Below are 12,510 nucleotides of genomic sequence, written 5' to 3'. Positions count from 1 at the left end.
AAAGCCACTCTCCAGAGCGCTATGGGGAGCGAAGTATGCCGTTCCAGAATCGCCGTCACGAGCGAATCCCCCGCGACTTTTCAGCAAAAGAGGAGTGTCACCCCATGAAGTCTCTCTCGGTCCCAACGCGGGACTTCTGCAAACTTGCCGTAGTCGCAGTCTCTCTTCTAACACCGGCTCTTCGCGCACAAACTACGCCGTCACAGCCAGCCGAGCAGCATCTGCGCAGCCGTCTCTTCGTCTACGACCTGCACACCGGCTCCTCGCATCTGGTCTACACGGCCGACTCCATCTGGGAGGCGCCAAACTGGTCCCCCGACGGCAAATACCTCATCGCCAACTCCGGCGGGGCCATCTACAAGCTCGTCCTCAAGCAGGACGGCACCGCGGAGCCGACAAAGCTGGCCATCCCCGCCGACTATGAATGCAATAATGACAAAGCCATCTCGCCCGACGGCACAAAGATCGCCTTCTCCGCTACCGTCCCGCCGCAGAAAGGCTCGCAGGTCTTTCTCGCCGACGCCGACGGCAACAACGCAAAGGTGATGACGCCCGACTCCCCCAGCTACTTCCACGGCTGGTCGCCCGACGGCAACACGCTCGCCTTCGTGGCCCAGCGCAACGGCAGCGGTCAATTCGACATCTATGGCATGCCCGCCGCCGGTGGACCCGAGAAGCAGTTCACCTCTAACCCTCATCACGATGACGGGCCCGACTACTCCCCTGACGGCAAGTGGATCTACATCAACTCCGACCGCTCCGGCAAAGAGGCCATCTGGCGGTTCCCTGCCGAGGGCGCAGGCCACAACGACGAGAAGGCCGAGATGGTCGTCAGCGACGGACTCGAAGACTGGTTCCCCCACATCTCGCCCGACGGCAAAAAGATGGTGTACATCGGCTATCCCGCCGGCACTCCCAATCACAACCCCCGCAACGTCTCCATCGAGCTGAAACTAGTGGCAATCGACCACGGCAAAGTAGCGCATACGCAAAAGAAACTCATCCAGGCCACCGGCGGCCAGGGAACAATAAACGTAAACTCCTGGGCCCCTGACTCCACCCGTTTCGCCTACGTCACCTATGAGCTTCTGCCTTAGAAGTACCTATGCCTGGTGGCTGCCCACTAACGCAAAAACCTGTTATGCATGGCGGATTGAGTTTAGTGCTCGTAGGGTGACTTAGGAATGGGATCATAGGGGTTGCCGTACTTATTTGAATGCGTATCGCTTGCGCCAGCCTTGGCAGGAATAGTTACAACGCCCAGGTCGACATTTTGTCCCGTCAGATGCAAGCGTTGCGTCAGCTGATCGGCGGTGGTTTGCGGCAGGCCTTCTACCCACAGATGGAGGATGTAGTCGCCCGGGGGAATATTGGGCAGGACGAACGCGTCGTTTGCGTCAGCGATCGCGTACAGGGGTGTGGATAGTGCCAGTACGACCGCGCTCATCTCCGGATGGATGTTGCAGAAGATATAGGACACGCCCTCTCGAGAGAAGATCACAGATTTGCTCGAGCCGGCTTCGTAGAGACCTAGATCAAAACGTTTTCCATCGAATAGCGAGAAGACGTTGTGGAAGAAGGGATCGGCGTTGGGGAATTGAACTGACGTGCCAACCGGAATGACCTGCAGATGCGGGATGAAAGTTCGATTCTTTTGAAGCAGAGTATAGCGACCGTGGGGCCGGAAGCTAAGGGCTGGTGTAGCCCCGATCGGCTCCAGCCAGATGACCGCTGGCGCGGGATGATGCTTCGCGGACTGAGTCGATACGGCGCGCAGTCGCAACTCGCCCACAGGATTCGGCGAGGAGTTGGATTGGGCATAGATCAGGCAAGACGCCAAACTCACGCAGCAGACCAGCCATCTTCGGAGATGTGTTCTCGCCATCAGAACCTATATCCCGCGCCGACACCGATGATGTTGCTGCCGGCAGTCAAGCCATTGACAGGTGAACTCTCAAGACGACGATACTCGAGAGAGAAGAGCAGGTAAGCGCTTGGGCTATAGAGGATGTTGCCGGTGTATGTCCGGTTTCTTGCGAGGTTCTGATAGATACTTCCGCCTGTGATGGCGTATGGCCGCAGCTCTTTCGAGAAGACGTTGTCGAGCCCGAACGCAGCGTTGAATTCCAGCCGTTCACTGAGCTTCTCTTTCAGTTGTGCCCACCCTCCGACGTCATCGAGCGGACGGGAGTAATATTCACCGGGAATTGAACCGGCGATATAGGTGAAATCTTTAAAGGCTCCGCCTCCAAGTCCGCCCAGTGCCTCTCCGCGGTAGAAGCTGCCGCTGAATGCGAGGCGGAACGGCAGAAGCAATTTTGCATCGAGCGTTCCGGCCCAAGCGTCGAAGCGTTTTCCGAACGGACTGAGATGAGGAGCGAAGTATCCCCCGAAGCCGAGATGGCTGCCATCATCCAGTTTCGACCCAAGCAGCGCGACACGGGCCTCCGCACCCGGCCAACGGCTCTGTTGTGCGGTGGTTGCGGAGGTCCCGCCAATCGCCATAGAGATTGGCGGGGCAGGCCATGGGGCATCCCCGACATCGACCAGAGCTCCCTGCAGACGAACCGTGTGAGAACCAACGGGAAGGTCCTGCGTGACACCGAGCTGCGGATTCCACGTCCAAAGGTTACCGGACCAGGCGAGCGAAGGCTCCGCCACCGCAGTCAATGAGGTTGGCGTATCCGGGCTGAAGATAGGGCGATCCAACGAAAAGTACGCCTGGGTGTGTTCCCATTGCAGACCCGCATGAGCTGTCCGCAGCCGTAATAGTGTAGCGTTGGATGCGTCGTAGCCGGCGTAGTTGGTTGTGGTGCTGACGGACGACGGGTTGCCGTCAAAATCCACGCTCAGATCTGCGTAGCTTCGAGCACCGAAGAGATGCGGGCCGCGAGCCGCGATACCGAGAACAGTCTGACGTAACGACGCGCCACTGCTGCCCGGTCCAGAGACCGCGACTGTGGGCGTAGGCGCTGCGTCCACTTGTCTGGTATTGACGAATCCGTTGAGCAGTAACAGTCCAGTTACTTTTACGGGATACTTTGATTCGCTCTCTACCTTTGTCTGATCTTGAGTTTTGATCTGCGCCTCGTCTATTGCTTGACGTTCGCGAATTTCATCGATATCGACGCTGGCAGTCGTTGATGGCGGCTGTGAAGTTGACGAAGTTGCCTCTGGGGTGGCTGCAGGCGGGGACGTAACATTCGCTGAGGAACCGGACTTTGCCATGAGTGCCTGCAGAGCACTCATTTGTCGGCGCATCTCATCCAGTTCGCGTTGCGACTGCTCGACCTGAGCCTGGGTTCGCGCCATCGCTTCCGTCAACCTCTGGAGCTGATCCGACAAATCCGGCGGCGTTGCGTTCTGCGCATACGCACCACGGGCGAAGAGTCCGCAGGATAAAGCCAGTAACGACATCCACGATAGGCTGCGAAGAGAACTCAAGAAACGACAAGTTCTGCTAGGACCGTATATTCTCATGTTCGATAACCTGATTTTGCGGATTCGCTTCCGGAAGAGCCGTCACGTCAGGGATTAGAAGCCCGCGCGACAACCTCATCTGAAAGACAGTTTCACCAGGGCGGCTTTTGAGAAGAACGACCTCTCCTCCGTGCTCAATAGCAATGCAGTTAGCGAGCGTGAGACCGAGACCTGTGCCCTTCTGTTTTCCCTCACTCACAAAAGGTTCGAACAAGCTGTTACGAATGGCGTCCGGGATTCCCTCTCCATTATCGATAATGTGGATAAACATCTGAGTTTCGTGGACCTCAAGGGTCAACATCACTTTACGCTCCCGCTCGGCCGGCCGCGTGGCCTGGCAGGCGTTGAGTAAGAGATTGCAAAGTGCACGTTCGATTTGCTTTCCGTCGGCCGCGATTGTGGTCTTCGCGGGATCACCATATTGCAACTTCAATGAAACGTGCTCCGAATCCGGATGCGCACGGACCACCGCGGCAGCTCGTTCGAGCAGGGTAGCCATTATCTCTGGAGAACGCTTCATGGCAGCACCGTTGCGGCTGAAGATGAGAAGCGACTCGATCATATCGGTGGTGCCGTGCACGGCTGCACGAACGTCTGCGAATATCTCCGCACGTTCCTGCTCTGAAAGCTGACGTGAGGCCAAAAACTCCGAGTTGGCATAGATCGCAGCCAAGTAGTGCCGGAGGTCATGTGAGACCGAACTCGCCATGCGGCCGATCGTCGCCAAACGCTCAGACTCCAGCAGTTCCCTGCTCTTCTGTTGAATCTCTTTCCGCATGCCTGAGAAGGCTGTACTCAGCTGGCGAACCTCCTGCGTTCCATATTTAGGGATACGATATGCTCCATCCCCCACACCAAATGCGATCACACTCCGCGAAAGCTCTTCAAGCGGACGAGTCACAAAGCGTGAGAGAACAATCATCAAAGGGGTGCCCAGGAGAAACGCCAGAAGCCCCGCACTCAGCACAATCTGATCGATCCGGTGGATCGACCGGTCCGCTTCCTCAAAGGATCTCAATACAACCAATTTAAGCGGGGCAGTTGCCGCAGCTGTGAGATCCTCGGTATCGGCGAGAAAACGGGTTCCTCCAAGGTTCAACACGGCAGGAGTCGGCATCATGTTGGACCTCAACAGCGGTTCGGCTGTCAGGCTAGCCTGTGCTGATGAACTCAGCGTACTGGCTACCACTTCGCCACCGTTCAGGAATGTAGCCTCAGCGCCAGTGGGCCGGCTGATCTGACGCACGGTCGGTTCGATGGACACACCGCTTACGACATAGCCAAGCAGTGTGCCATCGCCGTCGCCACCAAAGTAAAGAGGCTGCAGAGAACAGACGTAAAGCCCTCGGCCGTCAATCAGGTAACGCTTATCCGGTGAGGTGGTCAAGGTCTGCAGCCCACGGACCAGGGTCGCATCAGGAGCCGCGTGCTTTCTATAGACAGCGACCACACGTCCGCTGGGGTCCATCAACGCGAACAGATCGTTTCCGCTAAGCCGCCAAAATTCGGTAGCGCCATCCTGAATGGTGAGGTCGTCGCCGCTGGTCATCAGCGCCTTCAAAGTTGGCAGTTGGGCAAGGAGCGAGTTCTCACGCTCCAAAGCTGCTACGCGCTCTGCCTGCAGGTTTTGGAATGTGGTGACAGAGTGAGTCAGGTCCTGGGACAGCTCCTCTGTAACTTCGACGCGCAAGCGATGGCGGATGAGTAACAGCGACGAACCCGTAACAACTGCAATTACCAACGCCATGGCAACGACCAACAGGATGTGTGTCCGAATCCCCGGCTTCTCGTTGAGGCCTACTAACTCGTTGGTCATTTGGGCAGCCGGCCTTGACTGGGAATACTCATGGAACAAATTTATATCCTGCCCCATAGATAGTGAGGATATGTTTTGGATCGGCCGGGTTGGTTTCCAGCTTTTGACGCAGTTTCAATATCTGATTATCAACTGTCCGCGTTGTGGGGTAGGAGTTATAACCCCACACCTCATTCAACAGGAGTTCTCGGGTAAGGACACGGTCAATGTTTTCAGTAAAGTATTTAAGCAGCTTGAACTCGTGTGCCGTGAGACTAACAGGCACTCCGCTACGCCGTGCGGTCATACTCTTGAAGTCGATTTCGCAGTCGGCGAAGCGGAAGATCTCTGCGCGGGCGGGTTTGCGCTGCCTTCGGATAGCCGCTTGAATGCGGGCCGTCAGTTCGCGTGGACTGAACGGTTTTGTAACATAGTCGTCAGCCCCCAGTTCCAGCAGCAAGACCTTGTCCACTACTTCGCTAATCGCGCTAAGCACGATGATCGGAGTTTCGCTGGAGATCGACTTGAACTTCTGGCAAAGTTCGCGGCCAGGAATGCCAGGCAGTATTAAATCAAGGACTACCGCCACGGGCCGCTCCGTGCGGAACAAATTCAGCCCGGTCTGACCATCTCCTGCAACGAGCACGGTGTAGTGTTCTTCAGCGAAGATCCGGCGAAGGACTTTTTGCATGCGCGGATCATCTTCAATGATCAGGATTGTTCCGAGACTGACTGAATGCGTCGATTCGAGTTCGATGCTGTCTTTCACAAAATCCGCTTCCATGATCATAATTTCCGGACCTCTCTAGTTTATTCTCGTCGACTGGTGTTAGGAATTGAGGCTTCGATCGGCACAAATGACAAACAGATGACAATTCCGGTGGTGAATTCTAGCTCTGCAACTGGCTGTTTAGTAACCCCGCCCGGCCGTTTCCCTACTCCTTTAGATTGCGCTGTCAGCGATGGACTCAAATTCGGGGTCGTACACTCGCATTAATGGCAACAGACGAGGCTGTATACGATGCCCGGCTACAGCATCCCGAGTAACGAGCGAAGTAACTAAGACGATAGCCCATAGAGGAAACAAGAGATCAAAGGGTTCGGCCTCTGCAAAACCTCGGACAAGGACAAACATCAGCATCCCGACGAAGATGATCCGGAGCGGACCTTCGTTGAGTTTGCGAACCTTCCGATATAAATCTCCATATACGCCACAGAGTATGACTAAGCCGACGATTCCGTACGAATAGAGTTGCTCTAACACTTCGTCCTCGGCGTGCCGCGCCTCGAAGGTTCCGAAGGCAGGAACTACTTTCCACATGGAATCGAAGCCATGGCCGATCCAAGGTTTTTCAAGTGCCGCATTGGTCACATAGGCCCAGATCGCGGTGCGCCCCGTCAGAGTCTCTGACTGATTACCATAGGATGTGTAGAAGTCGTAATACGCCTCAAAGAGGCCCCAGAAGGCGAGGACGACTACCACTACCCCGACCGTCAGGTATATCTTTGTCCGACGATTCATGGCCCGGTCCTGGATGATGAGATAACCTTCGCTGATCAGAAACGCGACAATGGCTGTCTTGCTGAGACTGCGGACAAGTGTAATCGCAAGGAAGAAGATCGCGAGTCCCCAACGGGCTTTTCTAGACCTCGAGAGATATTGAGAAAAAAAGATGGCAAAAGCACAGAGATTTCCGATTGTGTTGCCATTGAGATAGTCTTCATCTCCAAGACGCATATCAAATTGAGCCGGCATCACCCAGGCGACTAAGGCGATGCAGCAGCAGCCCCATACAAAACCCGTCATCAGCCCTTCCGCTGCCTCAACTCCAGATCGATTGCGCAGCAGTAAGATAATCATTACGACATCAGATACGGTGCCGCACCAGTATGCAGCCGACGCCAATGGCGACGCTGTTTCACTCCACAGCAGACTGCACCCTGAAAATCCGAGAAAGATGAGAACCCATCGAATCTGCGCAAGCGTCAGTACGGAGGCGGAATCGTGACTCCTTGTTCCCAGTGTCGATAGCCAGATGAAGCCCAACAGCAGGAAATTAAGAGTCAGGTCTGTTGCTGCACCCACTTGCGGATCCGTACCCAGGATACGGACAAGGAAGACAGTCGTAACAACGCGGATTGCAAAATAGAACCCGACGCAAAATGCCGAAGCTGAGTACTTCGACACTTGTGGTTGTAGCGCGATGGTCGAGTTACTGATGGTTGCCATTGTTCACTTGTCTCGTTGAAGACTTAGTGGTTGTACATCTCTGGAATGCCTTGGCTCCCGGCTGGCGGTAGATGCCGAATGAACACTACGATCGCCCAAAGCTCATCATCGCTAAGTGTTCCCTTAGAACCAGGCATACCTGACGGCCAGATTCCATTGTCGAGAATCTCTTTGAGCTGGCCATCCGAGTATCGCTGGACCTCATCTGAAGTCAAGGAGGGGATGGGTGGTGAGATGTGATCCGCAAATGGAACTCCAGTGTTCTGTCCATCCATGCCGTGGCAAGCGACGCAATAATGCGAGAACGCCTCTTTGCCATCCGCCCAGGTTGCAGCGTTAGGCTCCAGTGGATTTTTTTGACTCTTGTTGCCGATGAAGATGTGATGCTTGACGAAGGTGACAGTCGCCCTCTCGATCTTGCCTGGAGGGCTCACCTTACATCCAGTCAACGCTGCCGCGAACGCTGCGAGAATTACTCCGGCAGGCAGCCGCATGACTACTCCACCACATGCAATGTCAAGCTCATCGCACCATGACCAGATCCGCAAAACACAGAGCAATGCCCTACGAAGTCGCCGGTTTTATCCGGGATGAAACTCAACTGGGCCGATCCACCTTTGTCGACCTTAGCATTCAGGTTAAGTTCACGAAAGCGGAGGCCATGAGCTACATCTTCGCTCTTGATGATTAGTACAACGGGCTGTCCCTTTTTTAGAGTGATCTCACCCGGAGCATACGCAAAACGCTTGGCGGTAACTTCCACTTGACGCGGTGCTCCCTGCGCCTTGACCACGTGGCCCGGGAAGCCGATTGTTATTAAACCTGCGGCCAAGGCGCCCATCAACGTTTCATTTCTCTTCATATACTCTCCTCTAGCTACATTCGTTTGGGTGGAAGCCGGGCGCAATTGTCAATCGCGTAACATGCCTGCTTGCTTGTGCGAAATATCTCAGCGCTCTTCATACCGTAGAGAATTAATCGCCTCAAGTTGTCATGTGTCAGTTAGTCAATTGTCAAAATTCTGTCTAGTCTCATTAGACCCAATCGCGCGTCGTCAGCCCACGTTAACCAAGGCCGGGGCGTGTCTTCTTCTCTCATAGGGACTGTCTTTCTGGGGCCACCAGTTGGATTGAAGAGTTGCGGGTCATACTTTTTGCTATCGAGGCGGCGGGTATCAAGTCGCGATAAAGTCTCGCGTACTCGTTCGCAAGAACTTCTGCCGAGAGGTGCGGAAGCGACATGGGCTCTTTGGCTGGATTATCCAATGTTGCTCTGATCCCCGTCGCGAGAGCCTCCTCGGCATCTTCTCGCAGCTCGATGAACCGGCAATGGCGGTCGCCGACCTCGCGGAACGCAGGGATGTCTGAACAGACCACGCGGCAGCCGGCGAGAAGCGCCTCCACGACAGGCAGGCCGAAACCTTCTGTCACTGACGGCAGCACGACGGCCTCAGAACACGAGTAGCACCATTGCAATTCCATCTCTTCCAGTCCTTCCAGGAAGATCACACTTTTGTGCAGACCACGCCGAGACACCAGTGTTTCGATGAGATGAGTTTCCGGTCCTTTGATTCCGATCACGACCAGCTTCGTCGCCGGGTGTATCTGCTCTTGCTGCAACAAGCGATCGAATGCACGAATGAGCAGAGGGATGTTCTTGTTCCGCCTATGCTGAGCAACGCTAAGCAGAAAAGGCTCACCCTGCCACCCTGGAAGCGGAGATCGCGTTGCACAAAAGGGTTCGGGCTCAACGCAGTTATAGAGGCGGGTCGCTTTTTGATAAGTCTTGGTCGAGGCATACTGCTTCAGCCGATTCATCGTCGTCTCGGAGACACAGGCAATCGCATCAACGGAGTTGAGGCAGTGCTGCAAGATCACTCGATTGAAAAGGACTTTATGCAGCCCGAAGTTTCTCGGTATCTCGTACGGATAAAGATCGTGCAAGGTCAGCACCGTCGGACATCGGATCGCCTCTGCATCGACCGGCATCGGATAAGTGAGATGAACCAGATCGGGTTTCAATCGGGAGACGAGCTGTGGAAGCTTCCTGTAGTACCACAGGTTTCGCGCGAGGGTTCCTCGGTCCATCTCTTCAAAATGGATTGCAAGGCGCGGGTCCGAACCCAGTCCGGCCGACGCGGCCATCTTTCGCTGCCATGGGGCCAGGACCAGGTGTACCGCCGTGATATCTGGATTAAGCAGTAGACAGCGCACCATATTGAAGGCATGGCGTTGAAGGCCAGAGATGTTAGCCGAGTAGGAGGCGGCGACGACGAGAATTTTCATAGACGAGGCCCTTCATGAAGTTCGCAGGCTGTTGCGAGAGATGAAGCCCTTACCGTCTTCTTGCGTACTATCCCTAGCTGATAGCCGAGAGGCAGATACACCAATAGTGCAATTGAGCCATATCCGACTCGCGAAATTGCCAATCCTTCAATCCCCATATGGCGCAGCAGGTAGATCATCACAACCAACATGACTGCCCTGCCTCCAAGGCTGATGCAGGCCGCCATGCGAAATAGCCCCAGAGCCTGCATGGCATAGATGCCAGTCACCCCCAGACCCATAAGGGCCGAACCGATCACAATCGGAGGAAGGATAGCGGCGGCGCTTTGTGCCACTGCCCCTCCTGCCCAGATCCTGATCAACCTGGGTCCGAAGCTAAGTAGCATGGCCGCACTACCAGAAACAAGCAGCAAATTGCATGCGAATGCCTTCAACACTGTGCGCTTCAACACTTCGCGGGAGACTGTAGCCGCGCGTCCAGAGATATAGGGGAACAAAAAGTGGAGTCCTGATGCAGCTAGCCCAAAGACGGGCTGCGCAAACTGTATGCACAGCGCGTAAGGGGCGAGGGCCACCGCACCCAAATAGACACCAAGCAACAGTCGGTCTAGCTGTCCAAAGATAATGCCACCCAGAGCCTGCACCCAAGCGAAGATGCCGAGACGCAGCAGCGATCGCGTCTCACCAGGATGAAAGGCAGGCAACAAGGAGGGCCTGCCGAGAAGCCGCCAGAGTTGACGAAACTGAAGGTACGTCCCCGAGATAAGGAAGGCAGCGGTGCCTGTCAGAATGGAGATGACACTGTGGCCAGATTGGACGAGTAGAGCTGCCGCAGTGAGCGTCAAGAGTCTAACCGCGACGCTTACCTGCACTGCATCGCGATATTGTTCAAATGCGCGCTGCGTGCTTACACTTACACTTTCGATAGCGCGGACCAGGATCAGCAGGCTTGCTATGCGGAGGCAAATCAGGCACTCCTGAACCGGAGTGAAAGATGCGACCGTGATATGACGCGCAGCATACGACGCGGCAATCCAGGAGGCAACCGTTAACGTAATGCCAAGCACCAGATTGATGCCCAGCATGCTGCGTACAGAGTTCACCATCGAATCAGTTGCGCCTATTCCTCGAAGTATGGCAACCCGCTGAATGTTGGCGTCACAGAATCCCGAGGCGATGATGCCTCCAGCGCTGACGACCGCCGTTGAGATCATCCAAATCCCATACTCTGCCGCACCGAGTTTGTGCAGCACAATGGGCGCAACCAGCAACATCCCGAACGGATATGAGCCGTAGTCGAGAACTCCATAGACTGCGTTGACGAGATGTTTTTTCATTCGGCAACATGCCCCTGTCGGGATACCCGGAAAAGGCGTTTGCGTATCCACGATAAAACCTCAATCGCCAGTTCTTTACGCGGGTCGCGGCTGTCGGCTGCACGCCAGTGTTCACGAACCACGATCATTGCTGAAGTGGCCGCAAACGCGAGGAAGGTACCCAATAGGGTCAGCAAGAGACGAGGCGGAAAATACTTCTTCTCTGGTATTCCCGGAGGATCAATGACTGACACAACTGGAATGATTTTCGCCTCTTCGATGCGAGCCAGCTCGTATTGCTGTGTGAGCAGCTCGAATACTGCCTCCTGCACTCGTACGCGGCGGTACAGGTTGGCATACGGAACGGCGAGACGGGGAAGCTGTCTCAGCGGCGGATACAGTTCCCCCTGATCGCTGGGGTTCGTCGAGGCGTGGCTGCCGGTAGCGTCGCCTATAGTCAGCGGGGCAGAAGTCCCAGTCATCTTCTGCAGATCTCGCTGCAGCGACGCGATTCGCGCTTCGGTCTCACGAACCCGCACATTTCCATCACCGTAGATCTGACGCAGTGATTGAAGGCCAGATTGCTCAACCAGCAACTCACCTTGCACTCTTGCTCCTGCTTCGACCAGTCCACGTGTCTGCTCTTTGATGTCGATCGTGCTGTTCCTGCTAGAGAATTCGCTCAACTCAAGCTGGGCCTGTTCGAGATCCGCCCCTACCGAGTGAAGGCGGCTCTCGATGAAGATGCGTTCCTGCCGGGCGGAGGACGAGCTCGTTCGCGTCAGTAAATTATTCAATTCATCCAGATAGGCCTGGGCCATATCACGCGCCCGCACCGGGTCGCTGTCTTGCACCGCAATGGTGATCACGCCACTCTTCTTGTCGTCCGTGATCTTCGTCATATTCGCCAGGTGTTTCGCAGCGGTAAAGCGGTAACGCGACCGGTAGACTTTTTGCAGATCGAAGCGATCGATGAGACCTCCCCGGACAGTCCCACTTTCCAGCAGGCTCTCGTAGAGTGCAGTGCTGGTGTGCCCACCGAGCAAGCCGCCGGCAATGCTTCCCAGACTACCGAGGCTGCCCAAACTACCAGAGTGTCCAGCCAACGCAGCCAGCAGCATCGCACCTGAGCCCTGTTGGTCGGGAGGCATTATGCTCGCAATGGACTTGTAACGCTTGGGAATCAGGAATGCGATGGTGAGGCTTGCTACGAGCGCAACGGCCGTGACACGCGCAAGCGTCCGGCGGCTTTGCCAAAGGAGTCTTGCGCGACTAGGCCAATCCGTAGGCGCTGAAGCTGCTAACTTCGCAGCGGATTCGACGTACGGGGTCATAACACTTTCGCTCATATCCTGGACCTCGGCAGGGAGCGGTGTTGTTGCTTACTGCCCGGATTGGTCTTGC

Annotated in this window: 11 protein-coding genes; 1 reads left to right on the top strand and 10 read right to left on the bottom strand. The window is 55.5% G+C overall.

The window, feature by feature from the left end:
- Positions 1-104: 104 nt before the first annotated feature.
- Positions 105-1,097 (top strand): TolB family protein, encoded by a 993-nt coding sequence (locus HDF08_RS02115; protein WP_179636824.1) that lies wholly within the window; start codon positions 105-107, stop codon positions 1,095-1,097.
- Between the two features lie 62 nt (positions 1,098-1,159).
- On the opposite strand, the gene HDF08_RS02110 is transcribed toward HDF08_RS02115, so the two are convergent.
- The 10 genes from HDF08_RS02110 to HDF08_RS02065 form a co-directional block, all read right to left on the bottom strand.
- Positions 1,160-1,885 carry a hypothetical protein gene (locus tag HDF08_RS02110; RefSeq protein WP_179636823.1) on the bottom strand — a complete coding sequence of 242 codons (726 nt, stop codon included), beginning with the start codon at positions 1,883-1,885 and terminating at the stop codon, positions 1,160-1,162.
- Complete coding sequence (locus HDF08_RS02105; RefSeq protein ID WP_179636822.1) at positions 1,885-3,417, bottom strand: hypothetical protein; 1,533 nt, start codon at positions 3,415-3,417, stop codon at positions 1,885-1,887. The genes HDF08_RS02110 and HDF08_RS02105 overlap by 1 nt, the downstream gene beginning before the upstream one ends.
- A 43-nt stretch (positions 3,418-3,460) precedes the next feature.
- A complete protein-coding gene (locus tag HDF08_RS02100) occupies positions 3,461-5,227 on the bottom strand; it encodes a sensor histidine kinase (RefSeq protein ID WP_179636820.1) in 1,767 nt (588 codons plus the stop codon).
- A gap of 97 nt (positions 5,228-5,324) precedes the next feature.
- Complete coding sequence (locus tag HDF08_RS02095; RefSeq protein WP_306459656.1) at positions 5,325-6,065, bottom strand: response regulator transcription factor; 741 nt, start codon at positions 6,063-6,065, stop codon at positions 5,325-5,327.
- Positions 6,066-6,218: 153 nt separating this feature from the next.
- Positions 6,219-7,505 carry an O-antigen ligase family protein gene (locus HDF08_RS02090; protein WP_179636818.1) on the bottom strand — a complete coding sequence of 429 codons (1,287 nt, stop codon included), beginning with the start codon at positions 7,503-7,505 and terminating at the stop codon, positions 6,219-6,221.
- Between the two features lie 23 nt (positions 7,506-7,528).
- Entirely contained in the window at positions 7,529-7,999 is a 471-nt protein-coding gene (locus HDF08_RS02085; RefSeq protein ID WP_179636816.1) for a c-type cytochrome, read from the bottom strand.
- A gap of 2 nt (positions 8,000-8,001) precedes the next feature.
- Positions 8,002-8,367 carry a cupredoxin domain-containing protein gene (locus HDF08_RS02080; protein ID WP_179636814.1) on the bottom strand — a complete coding sequence of 122 codons (366 nt, stop codon included), beginning with the start codon at positions 8,365-8,367 and terminating at the stop codon, positions 8,002-8,004.
- Positions 8,368-8,599: 232 nt separating this feature from the next.
- Positions 8,600-9,790, bottom strand: a complete 1,191-nt coding sequence (locus tag HDF08_RS02075; RefSeq protein WP_179636812.1) for a glycosyltransferase family 4 protein — start codon at positions 9,788-9,790, stop codon at positions 8,600-8,602.
- Positions 9,787-11,127, bottom strand: coding sequence for an oligosaccharide flippase family protein (locus tag HDF08_RS02070; protein ID WP_179636810.1), 1,341 nt, complete (start codon positions 11,125-11,127; stop codon positions 9,787-9,789). Before HDF08_RS02070 ends, HDF08_RS02075 begins: the two co-directional genes overlap by 4 nt.
- A complete protein-coding gene (locus HDF08_RS02065; protein WP_257030837.1) occupies positions 11,124-12,455 on the bottom strand; it encodes a Wzz/FepE/Etk N-terminal domain-containing protein in 1,332 nt (443 codons plus the stop codon). Before HDF08_RS02065 ends, HDF08_RS02070 begins: the two co-directional genes overlap by 4 nt.
- Positions 12,456-12,510 lie beyond the last annotated feature (55 nt).

The sequence above is a fragment of the Tunturiibacter empetritectus genome (genome assembly GCF_013410875.1).
GTDB lineage: Bacteria > Acidobacteriota > Terriglobia > Terriglobales > Acidobacteriaceae > Edaphobacter > Edaphobacter empetritectus.
The sequence above is the reverse complement of the archived record's forward strand: the minus strand, read 5'-3'. Positions and strand labels throughout refer to the sequence as shown.

Excerpts from the sequence above, each read along its gene's own strand:
- HDF08_RS02070 (WP_179636810.1), bottom strand. The coding sequence starts at position 11,127 with ATGAAAAAACATCTCGTCAACGCAGTCTATGGAGTTCTCGACTACGGC.
- HDF08_RS02100 (WP_179636820.1), bottom strand. The coding sequence starts at position 5,227 with ATGGCGTTGGTAATTGCAGTTGTTACGGGTTCGTCGCTGTTACTCATC.
- HDF08_RS02085 (WP_179636816.1), bottom strand. The coding sequence starts at position 7,999 with ATGCGGCTGCCTGCCGGAGTAATTCTCGCAGCGTTCGCGGCAGCGTTG.
- HDF08_RS02090 (WP_179636818.1), bottom strand. The coding sequence starts at position 7,505 with ATGGCAACCATCAGTAACTCGACCATCGCGCTACAACCACAAGTGTCG.
- HDF08_RS02105 (WP_179636822.1), bottom strand. The coding sequence starts at position 3,417 with ATGTCGTTACTGGCTTTATCCTGCGGACTCTTCGCCCGTGGTGCGTAT.
- HDF08_RS02065 (WP_257030837.1), bottom strand. The coding sequence starts at position 12,455 with ATGAGCGAAAGTGTTATGACCCCGTACGTCGAATCCGCTGCGAAGTTA.
- HDF08_RS02075 (WP_179636812.1), bottom strand. The coding sequence starts at position 9,790 with ATGAAAATTCTCGTCGTCGCCGCCTCCTACTCGGCTAACATCTCTGGC.
- HDF08_RS02080 (WP_179636814.1), bottom strand. The coding sequence starts at position 8,367 with ATGAAGAGAAATGAAACGTTGATGGGCGCCTTGGCCGCAGGTTTAATA.
- HDF08_RS02115 (WP_179636824.1), top strand. The coding sequence starts at position 105 with ATGAAGTCTCTCTCGGTCCCAACGCGGGACTTCTGCAAACTTGCCGTA.
- HDF08_RS02110 (WP_179636823.1), bottom strand. The coding sequence starts at position 1,885 with ATGGCGAGAACACATCTCCGAAGATGGCTGGTCTGCTGCGTGAGTTTG.
- HDF08_RS02095 (WP_306459656.1), bottom strand. The coding sequence starts at position 6,065 with ATGATCATGGAAGCGGATTTTGTGAAAGACAGCATCGAACTCGAATCG.